This is a genomic window from Paracoccus sp. UBA5162, from assembly GCF_002413585.1.
GTDB lineage: Bacteria > Pseudomonadota > Alphaproteobacteria > Rhodobacterales > Rhodobacteraceae > Paracoccus.
In genome coordinates this window covers 19,452-33,873 of record NZ_DHXG01000020.1, presented here as the reverse complement: position 1 = coordinate 33,873, position 14,422 = coordinate 19,452, and the positions used below count along the sequence as shown (strand labels likewise).

Sequence of the window (14,422 nt, the reverse complement as noted above, 5' to 3'; positions counted from 1 at the left end):
GCCCTTTTAGGAAAGGTCTTGATCATCGGAGCTATTTCGGGTTGCGTTTTCGCAATATGAAGTTTGATGCCTTTCGGGTTCATTTTCTTGTACTTGTTATCACGTTCGACCGGCTTTCTGAACGTCAGGATGTGGTCGATGTCGAAGATCTTGTCCTTGAAGACTTTCTTCATCCGGTACTTTGAAAGGTTTTTAACTGGAGATTTGGGCATATTACGCGCTCCCTTGTAGAATCCGCAAAACTTCTACGCTACACTCTGCCTCGGTCGGCAGCGTAAAATTTTACACACGGGGGATCTTCGTGAAGGTTCATTTTTCTCAGGACGTTGCGGCTCCGATCGTTCAGAGTGCCAACACTCTTGTCCAGACATGGCCTTCCGCGTCCATCATGCAGAACGCTGTCTGGCCCAAGATCGCCGCACCCTCGCAGATTCAATCCTATCGTTATTTCGTTTGCTCCGACAAGGTTGGGGATGTCGTTTCCGCAGGATGGGTTCGCCTGACCAGGCTTTATCGCGGACGATTCTCCGCATCGCTCAAGAGGGGGCCGTGCACCCGGACGCCGGAGGATCTGGCACGGATCATGCCGGCGCTTGAAGATGCTCTTTATCGCATGGGCGCCATTTCGGTGGCGGTGAATCCGCATTGGCAGGATGAGGATGCCGAGACCTGCGAAGACGTCTTGATGCGCGGCGGCTATGCCAGGGTGCCATCGGACGAGCAGACGTTGCCGAGCGCGACGGCATTGATCGACCTGGATGGATCCGAGGACGCGCTTTTGGGCAGCTTTTCGCAGCGACGGCGGCGGGACCTGCGCAGTTCCGGAGGCACGGAGGTCGAGGTGCGCCCCGTGGCGTCGTTGGCCGAATCGTCACGGCTGAGCGAGATCATGCGGGAAATGGCCCGGACGACCGGGTTGGAGATCGATGGGCAGCATGATTTTTCTGCCCATTTCCGCGTGCTTCAAGCCCATCCGGGCTTGGGAACGATGAATGCTGCGCTGGTCGATGGAAAGATTATCGGCGGTTCGGTCAGCTATCGCGAGGCGCAGCGCAGCTATGCGCTGCTTGTTGCCACGTCACCGGGTATGCGCGGCGGCCGCAGCACGTCGCTGTACTGGCAGAATATCCTGGATGCCAAGCGGCAGGGCAGCAATGTGCTTGATCTGGTGGGCTATCCTGACCCGCGTCTGTCGGGATCCGGCGAGGCTGCGGGACGTCAGGAATTCAAAGACAGCTTCCGTCCCCGGATCGTGACGCTGCCGCCGATCATGAAGAAGGTGCTGCGCCCCGTCGAGGCAAGGGCCTATCGCGAGTTGAGGCGTCTCTATCGCCGCTCTCGCTGGAAGACGCAGATAAAGGCGATCATCCACCGATCAGCATGACGGCCCCAGAAGGTCCGAGAATGCGGATTCGTAGGCTTCCACCGCGGCCGTGACGGTGAAATCGCCGGCGACTTGCCGGCCGGCCGCCACATAGGACCGACGAAGCTCTGCATCCGCCGTCACCTCGATCAGTGCTCGGCCGAAATCTGCCGCCGTGTGACGTCGCACCAGCCTTCCGGCCTTGCCGTCACGCAAAAGCACCTTCGGCCCGACCGGGCAATCGACGCTGATCACCGGCACCCCCGCCGCCATGGCTTCGACGATCGCGTTTCCGAAGCCTTCCCGGCGCGAGGTGCACAAGAAGAGATGGGCGTTTCCGAGCCGCTGGGGAACATCGCTCGCAAAGCCCGGCAGCGAGACGGAATTTCTCAGGTCATGACTGTCGACGACGCTTTCCAGGCGGGCGCGATCGGGCCCTTCACCGATGATCTCCAGGGTTGCCCCCGGCCTCTGCTTGCGCAGCACGGCAAAGGCCTCGATCATCAGGTCAAAGCGCTTCACTTCGGCCAGTCGCCCGACGCTGACAAGTTTCGTGGCATTTTCCGGAATATTGCCGGGCGGCTGGATTTCCTCGACAACCGGATTGCGCAGACATCGGAATGGCGGGCATCGATTGCCCAGAATATCTTTCAGCTCATCCCCGATTTCGGCCAGCGGCGCCACGGCGAGATCGGCCAGCGGATAGGTTCCGCGCAGACCCAGAAGCCGCAACTGCCGCCATTTGGATTCAGCCAGATTTCCGGAAAGGGGCGTATGTTCGCTGATTACCGATCTGCATCTGGCGAGTTTTGCCGCGGCAGCGGCATAAATGTTGGTGGCGGTCGTGGCGGTATAAACTGCGTGCACCCGCTGGCGCCGCAGATGCCATGCAATTTCCGCTATACACGACGGCGCACGCCGATTGCGAAGCACAATGACAGGCGTGTCCTTCAGCAGATCCAGAAACTCGCCTTCCTGGCGCTGCAGGATGACCAACGGTTCGAAGACGTCGCGGCGCAGGCTGCGAATCAGGGTGACGCAAAGCCGTTCGACGCCACCGTGCCGGAGGTGCGGCAGGAAGAACGCCACCCGTTTGGGATCAACGCCCTTCATGAGCACAAATACGCGATCTGGACCAGGAAATTCGTCGCCGCGGGTCCGATGTGCATGTTCCTCAACCACAATTCATCCACACAAGGTCCACTTTCCGCTTCGTTCAGGCAAGCGAAATCGTGCCGCCATCTTGCTGCATCTGGCAAGAATCGGCCTTTTCAGCCAGCATCCGCCGGCGCCCGGTTGCACCGCGACCGCAGTTTTGTCAGGCGCTAACTCGGTTTCCGAGTGCTGTGGTTGATCGAAAGCCAGACTGTGCTGCCGACGACCGTGTCACCGGCGCCGCAGGCGAGAAAGGATCGCTCGTCGTTTCCGACCTCGTGCAGTCGACTATGGCGAGAGCGTGCCTGGGCGCATCTCGTCCGTAAAGCTGTCTTGCGCCTGCGCAGCCAGAATTTTGTTTCCCACAGTTTCAGGTTTGTTTTTGGACGACACCAAGAGAATGGCAGATGCCATATCACGAAATGACAAGGAACTACAATGCCGCAATACGACAATATTATCGAGAACGTCACCTACAACAGCACCCTGCGCCTGACCGGCAGTGAATGGGATAACACGCTGGTGCGCAACGTCGTGATCGAGAATGTCAATGGAAACGGTGCGCTGCTTCGGGACGTCGATAATGTCACCTTCGAAAACGTCACCATCAGAAATGTCAGCGGAGATGGAATCAAACTGAGCACCCAGGGTTCGACATCGAACGTCGTCATCTCGAACAGTGACATATCCCGGGTTGGAGAAGACGGGATCAACGCCGGACAGCGATACGAGCAGGGGGTATCGCATCCGGGACTTCAGATCATCGGCAACACCATCGACCAGACCGGTCTGAACGGTGGCAATGACGGCCTGCGGCACGGTATCTATGTCCAGAGTCGCGATGTCCTGATCCAAGACAATCGCGTGACCAATTCAGAGGATGGAAACGGCATCTCTGTGCGCAGTTCCGGCATCGTCAAGGACAATTATGTCGAAGGCTCGAATGACAGCGGGATTGCGTATTTCGCGGATCACATGGGCAGCGACGGCACCCTTCGGATCGAAGGCAACACGGTGGTCGACAGCGGCTATGGCAACGGCCGTTCGGATATCGACCTTCTGTCGGTTCCGAACCAGAACTATCGCGTCGATTCCTTCATCATCAACTCCAACAATCTGGAGAGGGGCGCCGCGGGCGTGCGCATCGGAAATGGCTATAACGACGCCGTTGTCGACATCAACGGAAACGTTACCGGAACCGGAACCATCAGCAGTGACAGCGGCAGCGAAAGGCCCGTTTCGGCGCCGGCCGTCGATGACGGCCTGTCGTCCTCGACGATCCAGGGAGATAACGGCAGCAATATCCTTCGCGGAACCTCGAACGACGACAGCTTCTACGGACTGGCCGGTGCCGATGTCTTTGTCATGGCAAAAGGCGGCGGGACCGATACGATCGAGGATTTCCAGCCGGGCGTTGACCGGGTTTTCGTCTACGGGTTCAACAACGCAAACTCGGTCGGCGATCTGCTTTCGCTCGTAAGCGAACGGGACGGCGACACGGTGCTCTCCTTCGGAAATGGCGACAATCTCGTCTTCGCCGACACCAACCTGAACGAATTTTCGTCGGGCGATTTCCTTTTTGGCTAAGTCCTGACCCCGCGTCCCGTCGGTTTCCCGGCGGGGCGCATCCCCCCTGCGACGCTGATCGCCATATGGTCATCCCGCCCTGTTCTGCGCGTGCGGACGAGTGAAGGCTTGACTTGCAGCATGGCTGCACGTCACGCTCTGTTACGGTTTGTGCGGTAGCTTGGTGGGTGGAAAACCTGATGTTCAGAGTCTCGCGTTGGGCCATTCTGCCTGTCGTCGCACTGGGTCCGATCCTTCTGACGCCGCCCGCCCTGGCCGACGAATATCTCATCAGTCCCGGCGATGAGCTTGATCTGTCGGTCTTTGCCCGCCCCGATCTGTCGCGCATCTATCGGGTTCGATCGGACGGGACGATCTCGATGCATATTGTCGGCACGATTCCCGCCGCCGGACGCACGCCGGCGAAGCTCGAGCAGGAAGTCGAGGCACTTCTGGCGACCGCGTTCTCGGATTCGGAATCGGTGACGCTGGAAGTGGCGTCCTACGTGCCGATCATCGTATCGGGCGACGTTGAAAACCCGGGCAATGTCCCGTTTCAAGCCGGGATCGACGTGCGCTCTGCCGTGGCGATCAGTGGCGGAATGGCCGATCCGGCAAATCTTGACAATACCAGCAGCCGGATGCGCGTATCTGACGAGTTGGCCAATGCCGAGGTTCTGTCCAAGCGGCTGGCCGCGCTGCAGGTGACGCGTGCGCGCCTGATCGCCGCGCGCGACGGCGATACGACGATGGAAATCAGCGACGAGGTCCAGAAGCAGCTGGATGAAAACCAGGCCGAGCCACTGGTGACTGCGGCAGCCACGCTGCTTGCCGCGCTTGGCGAGGTTCAGGACGCGCGCCGCCAGGCACAGGGCGACCAGCTCCGGCTGGCGCGGGAAGAGGCCGAGGCCTTCGCCGAGCGTCGCACATTGTTGAACAACCAGCTCGACACGCTTCTCAAGGCTCTGGCCGATCAGCAAAATCTGCGCGACCGCGGCCTTGCGCGGTCGGATCGCGTGGTCCAGTTGACCCTGGACACGTCCCGCCTGCGCGTTGACATCCTCGAATCGATCGGCCTGGAAGCGGCCGCGCGACAGAAACTTGAACGCGCGGCTTCGGCGCCGGCCACGGATGAGACACAGTTGCGGGCAGACCTCTCGGGGCTTCTTGCCGAGACCGAGGCCGCGATCCTGGAAACGTCCACCCGGCTTGAGCGATCCCGTGCCTTCGTGCGCGAATTCGCAAGCAGCGCCGACATCGCCGAAGAGTTCGATGTAAGCGTGACCTATCGCATCTATCGCCGGAACGGCGAGGCCACCGAGGTGGTCGAGGCAGGGCCCGATACCCGGCTTCACCCCGGCGACGGTCTGGAGGTGGTGCGCATGGTCGATATCCCTGGGGCGCCGTGATGTGGGGCGGGGTTTTCGCGGGTTGCGCCGCTTTCTTGGCGATCGTGGCTTCACCGGTCATGGCCGATGTTGATCTGGCGAAACTGAGTGTCACACCAAACCCACGGCTGGGTCTGGCCTTTCCCGGTTCGCAAACCCGCTATTACAGAGCCATCGCCGAGGCCGGGATCGGCGTGACCCGTCTGTCGGCTTCCTGGAGCCGGATCGAGCCGCGCCAGGGTCGTTTCGACTTCGTCGGCCTGGACCAACGTGTAAAGGCGCTTCAGGATCTTGGCATTCAGCCGTTCCTCACCTTTGAATCCGACGCCGATTGGGCAACCGACAAGGCCACGCAAAAGGTCAAGAACGCAATGCCCACCGACCTGGGATTGTGGCAAAGGTTTATCCGGACCGTCGTGGACCGCTATGATGGTGACGGGACGGGCGACATGCCGGGTCTGCGGTTTCCGGTCCGCTATTATCAGGCCGCGAACGAATGGATCAGCGACAGCAACCGCTCGGGTGGCTGGGCCGCCTCGCCGGACGATCTGATCTCTTACGTCAATGTCGCGCAGGCGGCGGTCAAAGCCGAAGACCCGGACGCGATCTTCGTGATGGGCGGCATCGCCTCGTTCAATTCCGATGTGCTGGTGGTGCAGCAGGAGCGCAAGAATATCGAGGTTCGCCAAAGCTGGAGCAAGACGTCCGAGACCGTTCTTTCGCAAGCGCAGATGCTTGGCCCCGAGATCCGCGCCATCATCGTCGACAAGGTTCTGCCCGTTCTGAAACGCAGCAGGTACGATATCGCGTCGGTGCATCTCTACGGTCCCGAATCGCGTGACATCGACCGGCTGACGCTGGTGCGAAGGCTTTCGGGACGTCCTGTCCTTTCGACCGAATGCGGCGGCCCGACGCTTGATTACGGCGGGACCTATACACCCGAAGCGCATTTTAGGGCGGTCATCCAGCGCAACCTGAATGTCTTGTCGACCGGCGCGCCATTCTGTTTGTGGTTCCGTCTGGGAGAAGGTCCCGGCGCGACATACGGCAATACCCGCACCGCGCTGTATGAAGGGCCCGGGCGACCGAAGCCCGGCGTTTTCGCCTATCGCCTGCTGTCGCGCCTGATCGATCCCCAGGCTCAGGTCCGCCGCGAGGCTGACGGGCTTTTTGTCATACGGCGTGGCGACGCGACGCAGATTTCGGTCGCCTGGGGTCCGGCTGCGCGCACCTTGCGCGATCAGGCACGCGGTCAGGGGGCCGATATCCTGTGCCTCGCCGAACCCGGTCGTGGCCTTCTGGCCGCTGACCCCGGACGCTGCAAGGCCGATGCGATGACCCTCTCCGGTTCCGGACTGAACGCGATCCTCTCTCCTTAGGCGGTTTTCATTTCATGCTCGATCACTACAGAGAATTGCTGCGCCATTTCTGGAAGACCATCGTGATCGGCGCGCTGGTCGCGGGTGGCCTGACCCTGGCCCTGTCGATGCTGCTTCTGCGAGCGGCGCCGATCTACGAGGCTTCGGTGACGCTGAACATGCAGCCTTCCACGGAAGAGCTTCGCTTCAACAGCAGCTTTCTCGGCGTCAGCCAGTTCAACCCGGCCACGATCATCGCGCAGACCCATATCGAACGGCTGCTGTCGCGCAAGGTCGCCGGCCGCGCCATCGACATTCTGACAGAGGAAGCCGGCGGCACGCTGCAAATCGAGCCTCCTACCGCCTTCAGGCGATTCAAGGCTGCGGTCTGGCGCTGGTACAACATTCTCAACTTCGGCTACTTCCAGCCTCAACCCGTCAGAGAAACCTATATCAGCGACCTCCTCGGCGCCACCAAGGTCGAGACCGTCGAGGGTTCGTATATTCTTCTGGTGTCGGTATCTCACAGCGATCCCGCCCTGGCCGCCCGCGCAGCCAACGCGCTGGCGCAGGCCTATGTGGACCAAACCCGCGATGAGTTTCGCACCGATGCGGCCCAGGTCGACGAAACCCTTCAGAACGTGATCGCCGCGCGCGAGAAGGATCTGGCCAGATACGCGGCAGAATACCAGAACACGGCCAGCAATTTCGGCATCACCAACCTTGATCAGGAACGATCCATCATGCTTGACACGCGCGCGGCCGCCCGCGCCGCGTTGCAGAATGCCGAGGTCGAACTGGCCCTTCTGGATACGACGATCGCCTCGCTCGAGGCTTCGATCACGCGCGCCTCGGATGCCGAAACGGTGCGCCAGTTGCGACAGACCCTGGCGGAAACACAGGCTTCCCGCGCCGGGAACGAGGCCCGGCTGCAATTCCGCAGCCAGCGGGTCTCGGATGCTGATCAGGCTCTGCGAGAACTGAAAACGGCCGGCGAGGCGCTGGCACAGATCGAACAGCGCATCACCGAGACCGAGGCCGATCTCACCGAACTGCAAAATCGTCAGGTGGCCGCAGGGGTCGCGCGCGAGGCGCAGTTGTCGCAGATCCGGACCATCGATTCTGCAAGCGTTCCCGTCTATCCGAAATTTCCCAAGGTTCTGATAAACACGATCGTGGCCACCATCCTCGGCAGCATCCTGGTGCTGGTTCCGATTGTCGCGATGGACGTGCTGGGCGACCGTGCCCGAACATCAGAGGATCTGCGCAGGACCCTTGGCACCCGCGTCCTGCCGCCGGTCACGCGAAGGCTTCTGCGCCAGGCCCGGCGCTATCTCGATGGCGGCAAGCCGGGCACGGCACTGCAGCGCTATGCCCATGCAGTCGGGCGGCGCTTCGTTTCGGACAGCCCCCACCGCTGGCCGTCCAAGGCGCTTCTTGTCACCGCATTCGGCACGCAGGCCGATGTCACGGCCCTGCATGACCTTTTCAAGGCGGTGCTGAAGATCGCCGCACCGACTGCTGCCGATGGCGGTGTTCCCGAGGCGGTCGAATTGCCGCCGATCGCGCGGATCGCGGATTGGAGCGTCTACAAGGATCGCCAGGTGGTGGTCGGCCTGCGCTCTGGCGTCGTGGATCGCGACGAACTGAACGCCCTTGGCCGCAGCGATGCGGTCGCGTCAGGGCCGGTATCCTATGCGACCTTGCTGCCATGAACCCGGTCCCGCATTCGCCGGCCGACCGCCGGACCTGCCGCAAGAAAGCCTTTCGTCGCGCGGCACTGATCGCCCTCTGCGGCCTTGTCGCGGGCGCCGTGGGAGTTACGCTTGGTCTGCCTGCCCTGGGTCTGGTTCTTGCCCTTGCGGGTTTTCTTCTGGCGTGGCGCGCGCTGCGCAAGCCCGGTGGCGTGCCGATTCTCGTCTATCACAGCGTTTCACCCGATGCGGGCTGGCTGCCCTGGGCCAGAAACATATCGGTCCGTCCGGAAGTGCTGGATATCCACCTTCGCACCCTGCGACGCGACGGCTGGAACATCGTCTCGACCGAGGATCTGGTCGCGGCGCGCGCGAACGGTGCTTCTCTGCCCCCGCAGGCGGTGGTGCTGCAATTCGACGACGCCTATCTTGACAACTATCTTTTCGCCGCGCCGATCCTGCGCCGCCACAACGCCCCGGCGACGATCTTTGCCTCGGTGGATTTCGTCGAACCGGGCGAGGTCCCGCGGGGGGCCGACCGCTCCTGCGGACCGGAGGCCTGGCAAGGCTATATGAATGTCGCCGAGTTGCGGCATCTTGATGCCGATCCGCTTTTCGCGGTCGAGGCGCATGGCACCAACCATGCCCGCATCCCGGTTTCGGATCGGACGTCCGGGCTGGTCGGTCCTGACTGGAAACGCCATGCCCCGCTGACCTGGGCGACCGATCCGGAAAACAAGTCGCGCTGGTTCGAGGCCGTGACACCGCCGCCTTCGCTCCGGCCCGACGCATCTCTGCCCGAAACCGACTCGGCGCTGGCAGGCCGATGGTGGCGTGACGGCTCGGCCGAGGACGAGGCCGCGTTCCGGGCCCGCGTGTCGCAGATGCTGAGCCAGGCATACCGGGAACTGGCGGCACTTCTGGATCGTGCGCCGCGCGTCATGGCCTGGCCCTTCGATCGCTTCGATCCCGTTTCGGTCGATGCCGCGCAAGAGGCGGGTTTCGTGGCGGTCACTGGCGGTCGCCAAGACAACCGGCGCGAAGACCACGTCCCCGGCAATGGTCCCGTGATCCTCAGCCGCGTTCATCTTCAGGACCGGGCCTTCGGCGGCGGGCCGCTGTGGCTCGAGGCGCTGGCGCTGCGGGCCCGGGTCAACACCGCCGCAGGCTGGCTTGTCTGGCATCCGGTGACGGCACTTGCCAACCGGCTGCGCCGCCGCCGGCTGGGGCCATCGGGCTATGACAGGGTGGCGTCGTGACAGGGTTCCTGCGCTTCATGCCATTGACGCTGGGCCTTGCGGTTCTTGCGGCGCTGATCGTGATCGTTGCCGGGACCATAACCAACCCGGTGGCCGCGCTTGCCCTTCCGGTCGGGCTGTTCTCGGGCCTCTTGCTGTTTGCGCAGCCGTTTCTGGGAGTGCTGGCGCTGACGGTGTTCTCACATCTCGACGCCATCCAGAAACTGTTCTTCGGCTTTCTGCCGGTCTCGGCCTTCAAGCTGATCGCCGCAGGCACCTCGCTGGTGGTGCTGGCCCGAGCGATCGACATGCGAAACAGCATTCGGACAGCCGCCCGCGATCCGGTGGCCATGTTTGCCTTTCTGACGACGGGCATGGCCGTCGTCAGCATCGTGGTCGCCGAAGATCGAGGCCTCGCCATCGATACCGTCAGCACCATGGTCAGCCTTTTCCTGTTGTTCACGCTGGTGGTCACGCTGGCTGACACCCGAAAGAAGGTCGAGATCCTGATCTGGATGCTGGCGATTACTTCGCTTGTATCGTCGCTGATCCTTCTGGCCGAAATCGCAACGGGCACCACCCTCGTGGCCCAGTCCGATGCGGCCACCACCGCGCGCACGGCCGAGGGGTTCCAGCGATCCTCGGGGGGGTCGGATTACAATCCGACCACCGCCGCCTCGATGCTTCTGGCCGGGGTGGTTTTCGCGCTTGCACACATGCTGGCGACGCCGCGGCTGCGCGGCTACATGCTGATGATCGTCGGCCTCGGGACGGCGGCGATTGTTCTGTCCTTTGCCCGGTCGGCCTTTCTTGCCTATGGCATCGTCGTGATCTTGCTGGCCTGGCGCTATCGGCGGGCGCGGTTCATGCCGCTTTCCATGATGATCGCCCTGTTCTGCCTGATCGCGGCCATTCCATTCATTCCGGTAGAATATTTCGAACGTCTGGGTTCGATTTTCGGCGGCGGGTCCGGGCGCGACTGGACGCTGGGGCGGCGCATGACCTATAATCTGATCGGGTTGGATCTGCTTGTCCAGCGCCCGTTCCTGGGCGTCGGACCCGGCAATTTCTACTACCATTTCACTGATAATGCTTATCGCTACCTGCCCGGCCGGACTTTGCTGGGGCGCGAATTGCACAACATGTATCTTTCCGTCCTGGTTCAATACGGCATTCTGGGCGCCCTGCCGTTTTTCGGTATGATCGGCTATGCCTTCAGCCGCATCAGGGCCGTATGCCGAAACCCGGCGGATGAACGGCTAGGGGTCATGGCGCAGGCGCTTGCCTACGGGTTCGGCGCCTATCTGATCGCCAGCCTGTTCCTGCCGAATGAATACACCAAATATACTTGGCTGCTGCCGGCTTTGTGCACTGCGCTTTATCGTGTGAATGTTCAGGAGCTTGCGCGGAAATGAGAATCCTTGTCGTTGTCAGCGAATTTCCGAAACTCACCGAGACCTTCGCCTATCGCAATGTGGTCGAATATGGCCGGCTTGGCCATGATGCCCGGATCTTTCACATAAAACCCTTCCGAAAGGCAGAGATCGTGCACGGCTTCATCAACGAACTGCTGCCGCGGGCCTTCACTTTTCCCTTTCTCGGCGGCCGGACCCTCGCGGCGCTTCTGGCCGAAACCTTGCGCAGGCCCGGCCTCATGACGCGGCTTGTCGCACAGATAGCCGTGGCACACAGGCGCGAGCCCCGGCGCGGGCTTGCGGTGGCGGCTCTGTTTCCCAAGGCGGTCGCGCTTGGCCGATGGTGCCGAACGAACGGAGTCCAGCATATTCACGCGGAATTTGCCGGCCACCCCGCGAATGCCGCACTGATCGCATCCCGGCTTGCGGGAACAGAATTCAGCTTTTCGGCCCATGCCAACGACATTTTCGTATCGCAGGCGCTTTTGCCCGAAAAGGCGCGAAAAGCCGCGTTCGTCCGGTCCATAAGCGCCTATAACATTCGCTGGCTGACCAGACTGGCCGGGTTTCCGGCCGACAAGTTGCGTCTGATCCGCTGCGGCGTCGTTCGCGAGACGCTGGATGCGCCAGCGCCGAACCCGCCTGCAACCGACGGGTTGCGAATTCTTTATGTAGGATCGCTGATCAGGAAAAAGGGCGTCGCGCATCTTCTGGACGCCCTCGCGCTGCTTCCGGCAGATATGCGCTGGCAGGCCCGCATCGTCGGTGGCGGCGATCTGGCCAAGGCACTGCAAACCCAGGCCGCGGATCTTGGGCTGTCCGAAAAGGTTCGGTTCGACGGCCCGCAACCCGCCGAGATCGTGGCAGAGGCCTATCGCGATTCCCATGTGCTCGTGGTGCCGTCGATCCCCGGAGAGAATGGCAGGGTAGAGGGGATTCCGGTTGTCCTGATGGAGGCGATGGCGCATGGCCGGGCGGTCGTTGCCAGCAACCTTTCGGGCATTCCCGAACTTGTCGAACCCGGCCGGACCGGTTGGCTTACCCCACCGGGCGATGCGCCGGCGATCGCCGCGGCGCTGGGCGAGATTGCCCGGAACTGGGATGATGCCGCCGCCATCGCCCATGCCGGGCGTGGCCGAATCGCGGACGAATATCTGATCGAGGAAAACGCCGCGGCCCTTGCGCGGGAAATGGAGCGTTCTTGCCGATGACAGTCTTGTTCTGGGCTTCTGCGATTGCGTTGTTTTACAGTCTCTTCGGCTATGGGATGCTTCTTCTGGCCCTGTCGCGGCTTCGCCCAAGACGAACCCCGCCCGCCGGTCCTGGGGACCCGCCGAATGTCAGCTTCCTGGTGGCCGCCTATAACGAGGCGCCGGTGATTGCCGACAAGGTCGAGAATACTCTTGCGCTGAACACAGGCGGGGCGGACATCGAGTTGATCGTCGTCTCTGATGGTTCGGCGGACGAAACCGCCGAGATCGTGCGCAAGGTGGACGACCCCCGAATCACGGTGCTTGAACCCGGTCGTGTGGGCAAGGCGCAGGCGCTTGCCCAAGGACTGAAATGCTGCACCGGCGACATCGTCGTCTTTTCGGATGCCAACGCAATTCTTGAAAAGAATTCCCTGACCGCGATGCTGCGCCACTACGCAGACCCCGAGGTCGGCGGCGTGTGCGGACAGATCACGGTCGAGGGCAAATCGGGCGGTATCGGTTTTGCCGAAAGCCTTTTCTGGCGCTATGATCAACAGCTCAAACACGCTGAGTCGCGCCTGGGCGGGGCCATCTCGGCGCAGGGCTCGGTCTATTCGCTGCGTCGCGCACTTGTCCGTCCGCCGGCGCCGGGATGCACCGACGATTTCGTCATATCGGTCGGCGCCGTCGCGCAGGGCTATCGCCTGGTTTTCGAACCCGATGCCAGCACCGTCGAGAACGTCACCGAGAATGTCGGCAACGAGATGCGTCGGCGCATCCGTTCCAGCGAACGGGGCTGGCGCAGCCTGCTGCAAAACGCCGGCCTGATGAATCCACTGCGCCACGGCTGGTATGCATGGCAGCTTTTCTCGCACAAGCTGATGCGAAGGCTGAACCCTTTTTTCCTGATCCTGCTGTTCGTTTCGAACCTGGCTCTGATGGGTCAAAACCTCTTTTATCTTGCGACCGGACTTTTTCAGATCGCCTTTTACGGGGTCGCGGCAGCCGGACTTGTCTGGCCGCATCTTCGCCGCAACAAGCTGGTGGCTTTGCCTGCCTTCTTCACCTTCGCTCACATCGCGTTGCTGATAGGAATCCTGCGCTGTCTTTTCGGCAGGCAAAGCGTCTTGTGGACGCCATCGCGCGATGCCGGCTGACCCCGCCTCGGGAAAGCGCGCCGTTTTCGTGCTGGGGCTTCAGCGCTCGGGCACGACCTGGGTGGCCAACATGCTGCACGGTTCGGGATCTGTCGCGGCCGTTGCGGCCGAGGATCATCGCGGCGTTCATGAAAGCCTTTTCTTTTCCCATTTTGCCCGCGTCTTCACGCCGCTTTCGGATCGCGATACATGCGCGGCCTTCCGCGCGGCCTTTGTGTCATCCGATTACTGGCTGCTGGGCGGGCTGCCCGATGAAACCCTTGATGACATCATGTCATCGGCCAAGGACCACGCTGCGGTATTCGAGGCGATGATGGATGCCGTTGCCGATCGTCAGCAGGCGCCGCTGTGGCTGGAAAAGTCGCCCCATCACACCCTGCTCGCGCGGGCCCTTGCGCAACGTTTTCCCGCCGCGCGGTTTGTCTGCGTCATCCGGGACAGCCGCACCCTGATCGCGTCACGGCTTTCGGCTTATGGGCGCAGTCCACGGAGGGGACCAGGGCGGTTGGTCGATATCGTGCGAGGCGCACTCGCCAATGCACTTCATACCCGCTATCTGCGCCGCTTTGCGGCTGATGACCCGCGCGCGCATCTGGTCCAATACGATGCGCTCGCCGCCGATCCCGACGGGGGGCGGGCGGCGCTGGTCCGGGCGCTCGATCTTCCGGTGTCACCTGACGCGCTTGTCAGCCGTTTTGCGGCCAATACCAGCCATGATCGCGACCCTTCGACCCGACGTCTGTCCCGCACCGACCGCGCCGCCGTGGCGCTTGGGGACGCATTGGGCCGAATTCTGCCCATTGCCCTTCTTGGCGGGATCGAACGCAAGCGGCGGCAGGCCCGCGGCGCCGACTGGCCGGATTGGGTCTGGAAGCGCAGTGGGTTCAGACCCTGA

11 protein-coding genes are annotated in these 14,422 nt (G+C 62.1%); 10 read left to right on the top strand and 1 reads right to left on the bottom strand.

Going from position 1 to position 14,422, the window contains the following annotated elements; genetic code table 11:
• Positions 1 to 301: 301 nt before the first annotated feature.
• Entirely contained in the window at positions 302 to 1,384 is a 1,083-nt protein-coding gene (locus B4A72_RS02925) for a GNAT family N-acetyltransferase (protein ID WP_292957161.1), read from the top strand.
• Here the strand turns inward: B4A72_RS02925 and B4A72_RS02920 are convergent.
• Entirely contained in the window at positions 1,376 to 2,476 is a 1,101-nt protein-coding gene (locus B4A72_RS02920) for a glycosyltransferase (RefSeq protein WP_292957164.1), read from the bottom strand. The two genes, B4A72_RS02925 and B4A72_RS02920, sit on opposite strands and share 9 nt — an antisense overlap.
• Positions 2,477 to 2,956: 480 nt before the next feature.
• Here B4A72_RS02920 and B4A72_RS02915 point away from each other — a divergent pair, with 480 nt between their 5' ends.
• From B4A72_RS02915 to B4A72_RS02875, 9 genes are all read left to right on the top strand, one after another.
• Positions 2,957 to 4,105 carry a right-handed parallel beta-helix repeat-containing protein gene (locus B4A72_RS02915; protein WP_292957167.1) on the top strand — a complete coding sequence of 383 codons (1,149 nt, stop codon included), beginning with the start codon at positions 2,957 to 2,959 and terminating at the stop codon, positions 4,103 to 4,105.
• A 179-nt stretch (positions 4,106 to 4,284) separates the two neighbouring features.
• Entirely contained in the window at positions 4,285 to 5,493 is a 1,209-nt protein-coding gene (locus B4A72_RS02910; RefSeq protein ID WP_292957170.1) for a polysaccharide biosynthesis/export family protein, read from the top strand.
• A gap of 59 nt (positions 5,494 to 5,552) precedes the next feature.
• Complete coding sequence (locus tag B4A72_RS02905) at positions 5,553 to 6,851, top strand: beta-galactosidase (protein ID WP_292957173.1); 1,299 nt, start codon at positions 5,553 to 5,555, stop codon at positions 6,849 to 6,851.
• 14 nt (positions 6,852 to 6,865) lie between these two features.
• Complete coding sequence (locus B4A72_RS02900) at positions 6,866 to 8,545, top strand: hypothetical protein (RefSeq protein ID WP_292957176.1); 1,680 nt, start codon at positions 6,866 to 6,868, stop codon at positions 8,543 to 8,545.
• Positions 8,542 to 9,783 carry a polysaccharide deacetylase family protein gene (locus tag B4A72_RS02895; RefSeq protein WP_292957179.1) on the top strand — a complete coding sequence of 414 codons (1,242 nt, stop codon included), beginning with the start codon at positions 8,542 to 8,544 and terminating at the stop codon, positions 9,781 to 9,783. Before B4A72_RS02900 ends, B4A72_RS02895 begins: the two co-directional genes overlap by 4 nt.
• Positions 9,780 to 11,177 (top strand): O-antigen ligase family protein, encoded by a 1,398-nt coding sequence (locus B4A72_RS02890; protein WP_292957182.1) that lies wholly within the window; start codon positions 9,780 to 9,782, stop codon positions 11,175 to 11,177. Before B4A72_RS02895 ends, B4A72_RS02890 begins: the two co-directional genes overlap by 4 nt.
• Positions 11,174 to 12,388: a glycosyltransferase gene (locus B4A72_RS02885; RefSeq protein WP_292957185.1), complete on the top strand. Its 1,215-nt coding sequence runs from the start codon at positions 11,174 to 11,176 to the stop codon at positions 12,386 to 12,388. The genes B4A72_RS02890 and B4A72_RS02885 overlap by 4 nt, the downstream gene beginning before the upstream one ends.
• The gene (locus tag B4A72_RS02880; protein ID WP_292957188.1) at positions 12,385 to 13,527 is read left to right on the top strand and encodes a glycosyltransferase family 2 protein; all 1,143 of its coding nucleotides are present in this window, start codon (positions 12,385 to 12,387) and stop codon (positions 13,525 to 13,527) included. The genes B4A72_RS02885 and B4A72_RS02880 overlap by 4 nt, the downstream gene beginning before the upstream one ends.
• The gene (locus B4A72_RS02875; protein WP_292957191.1) at positions 13,517 to 14,422 is read left to right on the top strand and encodes a sulfotransferase family protein; all 906 of its coding nucleotides are present in this window, start codon (positions 13,517 to 13,519) and stop codon (positions 14,420 to 14,422) included. Before B4A72_RS02880 ends, B4A72_RS02875 begins: the two co-directional genes overlap by 11 nt.

Coding starts and splice junctions, on each gene's coding strand:
- B4A72_RS02920 (WP_292957164.1), bottom strand. CDS start 2,476: ATGAAGGGCGTTGATCCCAAACGGGTGGCGTTCTTCCTGCCGCACCTC.
- B4A72_RS02915 (WP_292957167.1), top strand. CDS start 2,957: ATGCCGCAATACGACAATATTATCGAGAACGTCACCTACAACAGCACC.
- B4A72_RS02910 (WP_292957170.1), top strand. CDS start 4,285: ATGTTCAGAGTCTCGCGTTGGGCCATTCTGCCTGTCGTCGCACTGGGT.
- B4A72_RS02905 (WP_292957173.1), top strand. CDS start 5,553: ATGGCCGATGTTGATCTGGCGAAACTGAGTGTCACACCAAACCCACGG.
- B4A72_RS02900 (WP_292957176.1), top strand. CDS start 6,866: ATGCTCGATCACTACAGAGAATTGCTGCGCCATTTCTGGAAGACCATC.
- B4A72_RS02895 (WP_292957179.1), top strand. CDS start 8,542: ATGAACCCGGTCCCGCATTCGCCGGCCGACCGCCGGACCTGCCGCAAG.
- B4A72_RS02885 (WP_292957185.1), top strand. CDS start 11,174: ATGAGAATCCTTGTCGTTGTCAGCGAATTTCCGAAACTCACCGAGACC.
- B4A72_RS02880 (WP_292957188.1), top strand. CDS start 12,385: ATGACAGTCTTGTTCTGGGCTTCTGCGATTGCGTTGTTTTACAGTCTC.
- B4A72_RS02875 (WP_292957191.1), top strand. CDS start 13,517: ATGCCGGCTGACCCCGCCTCGGGAAAGCGCGCCGTTTTCGTGCTGGGG.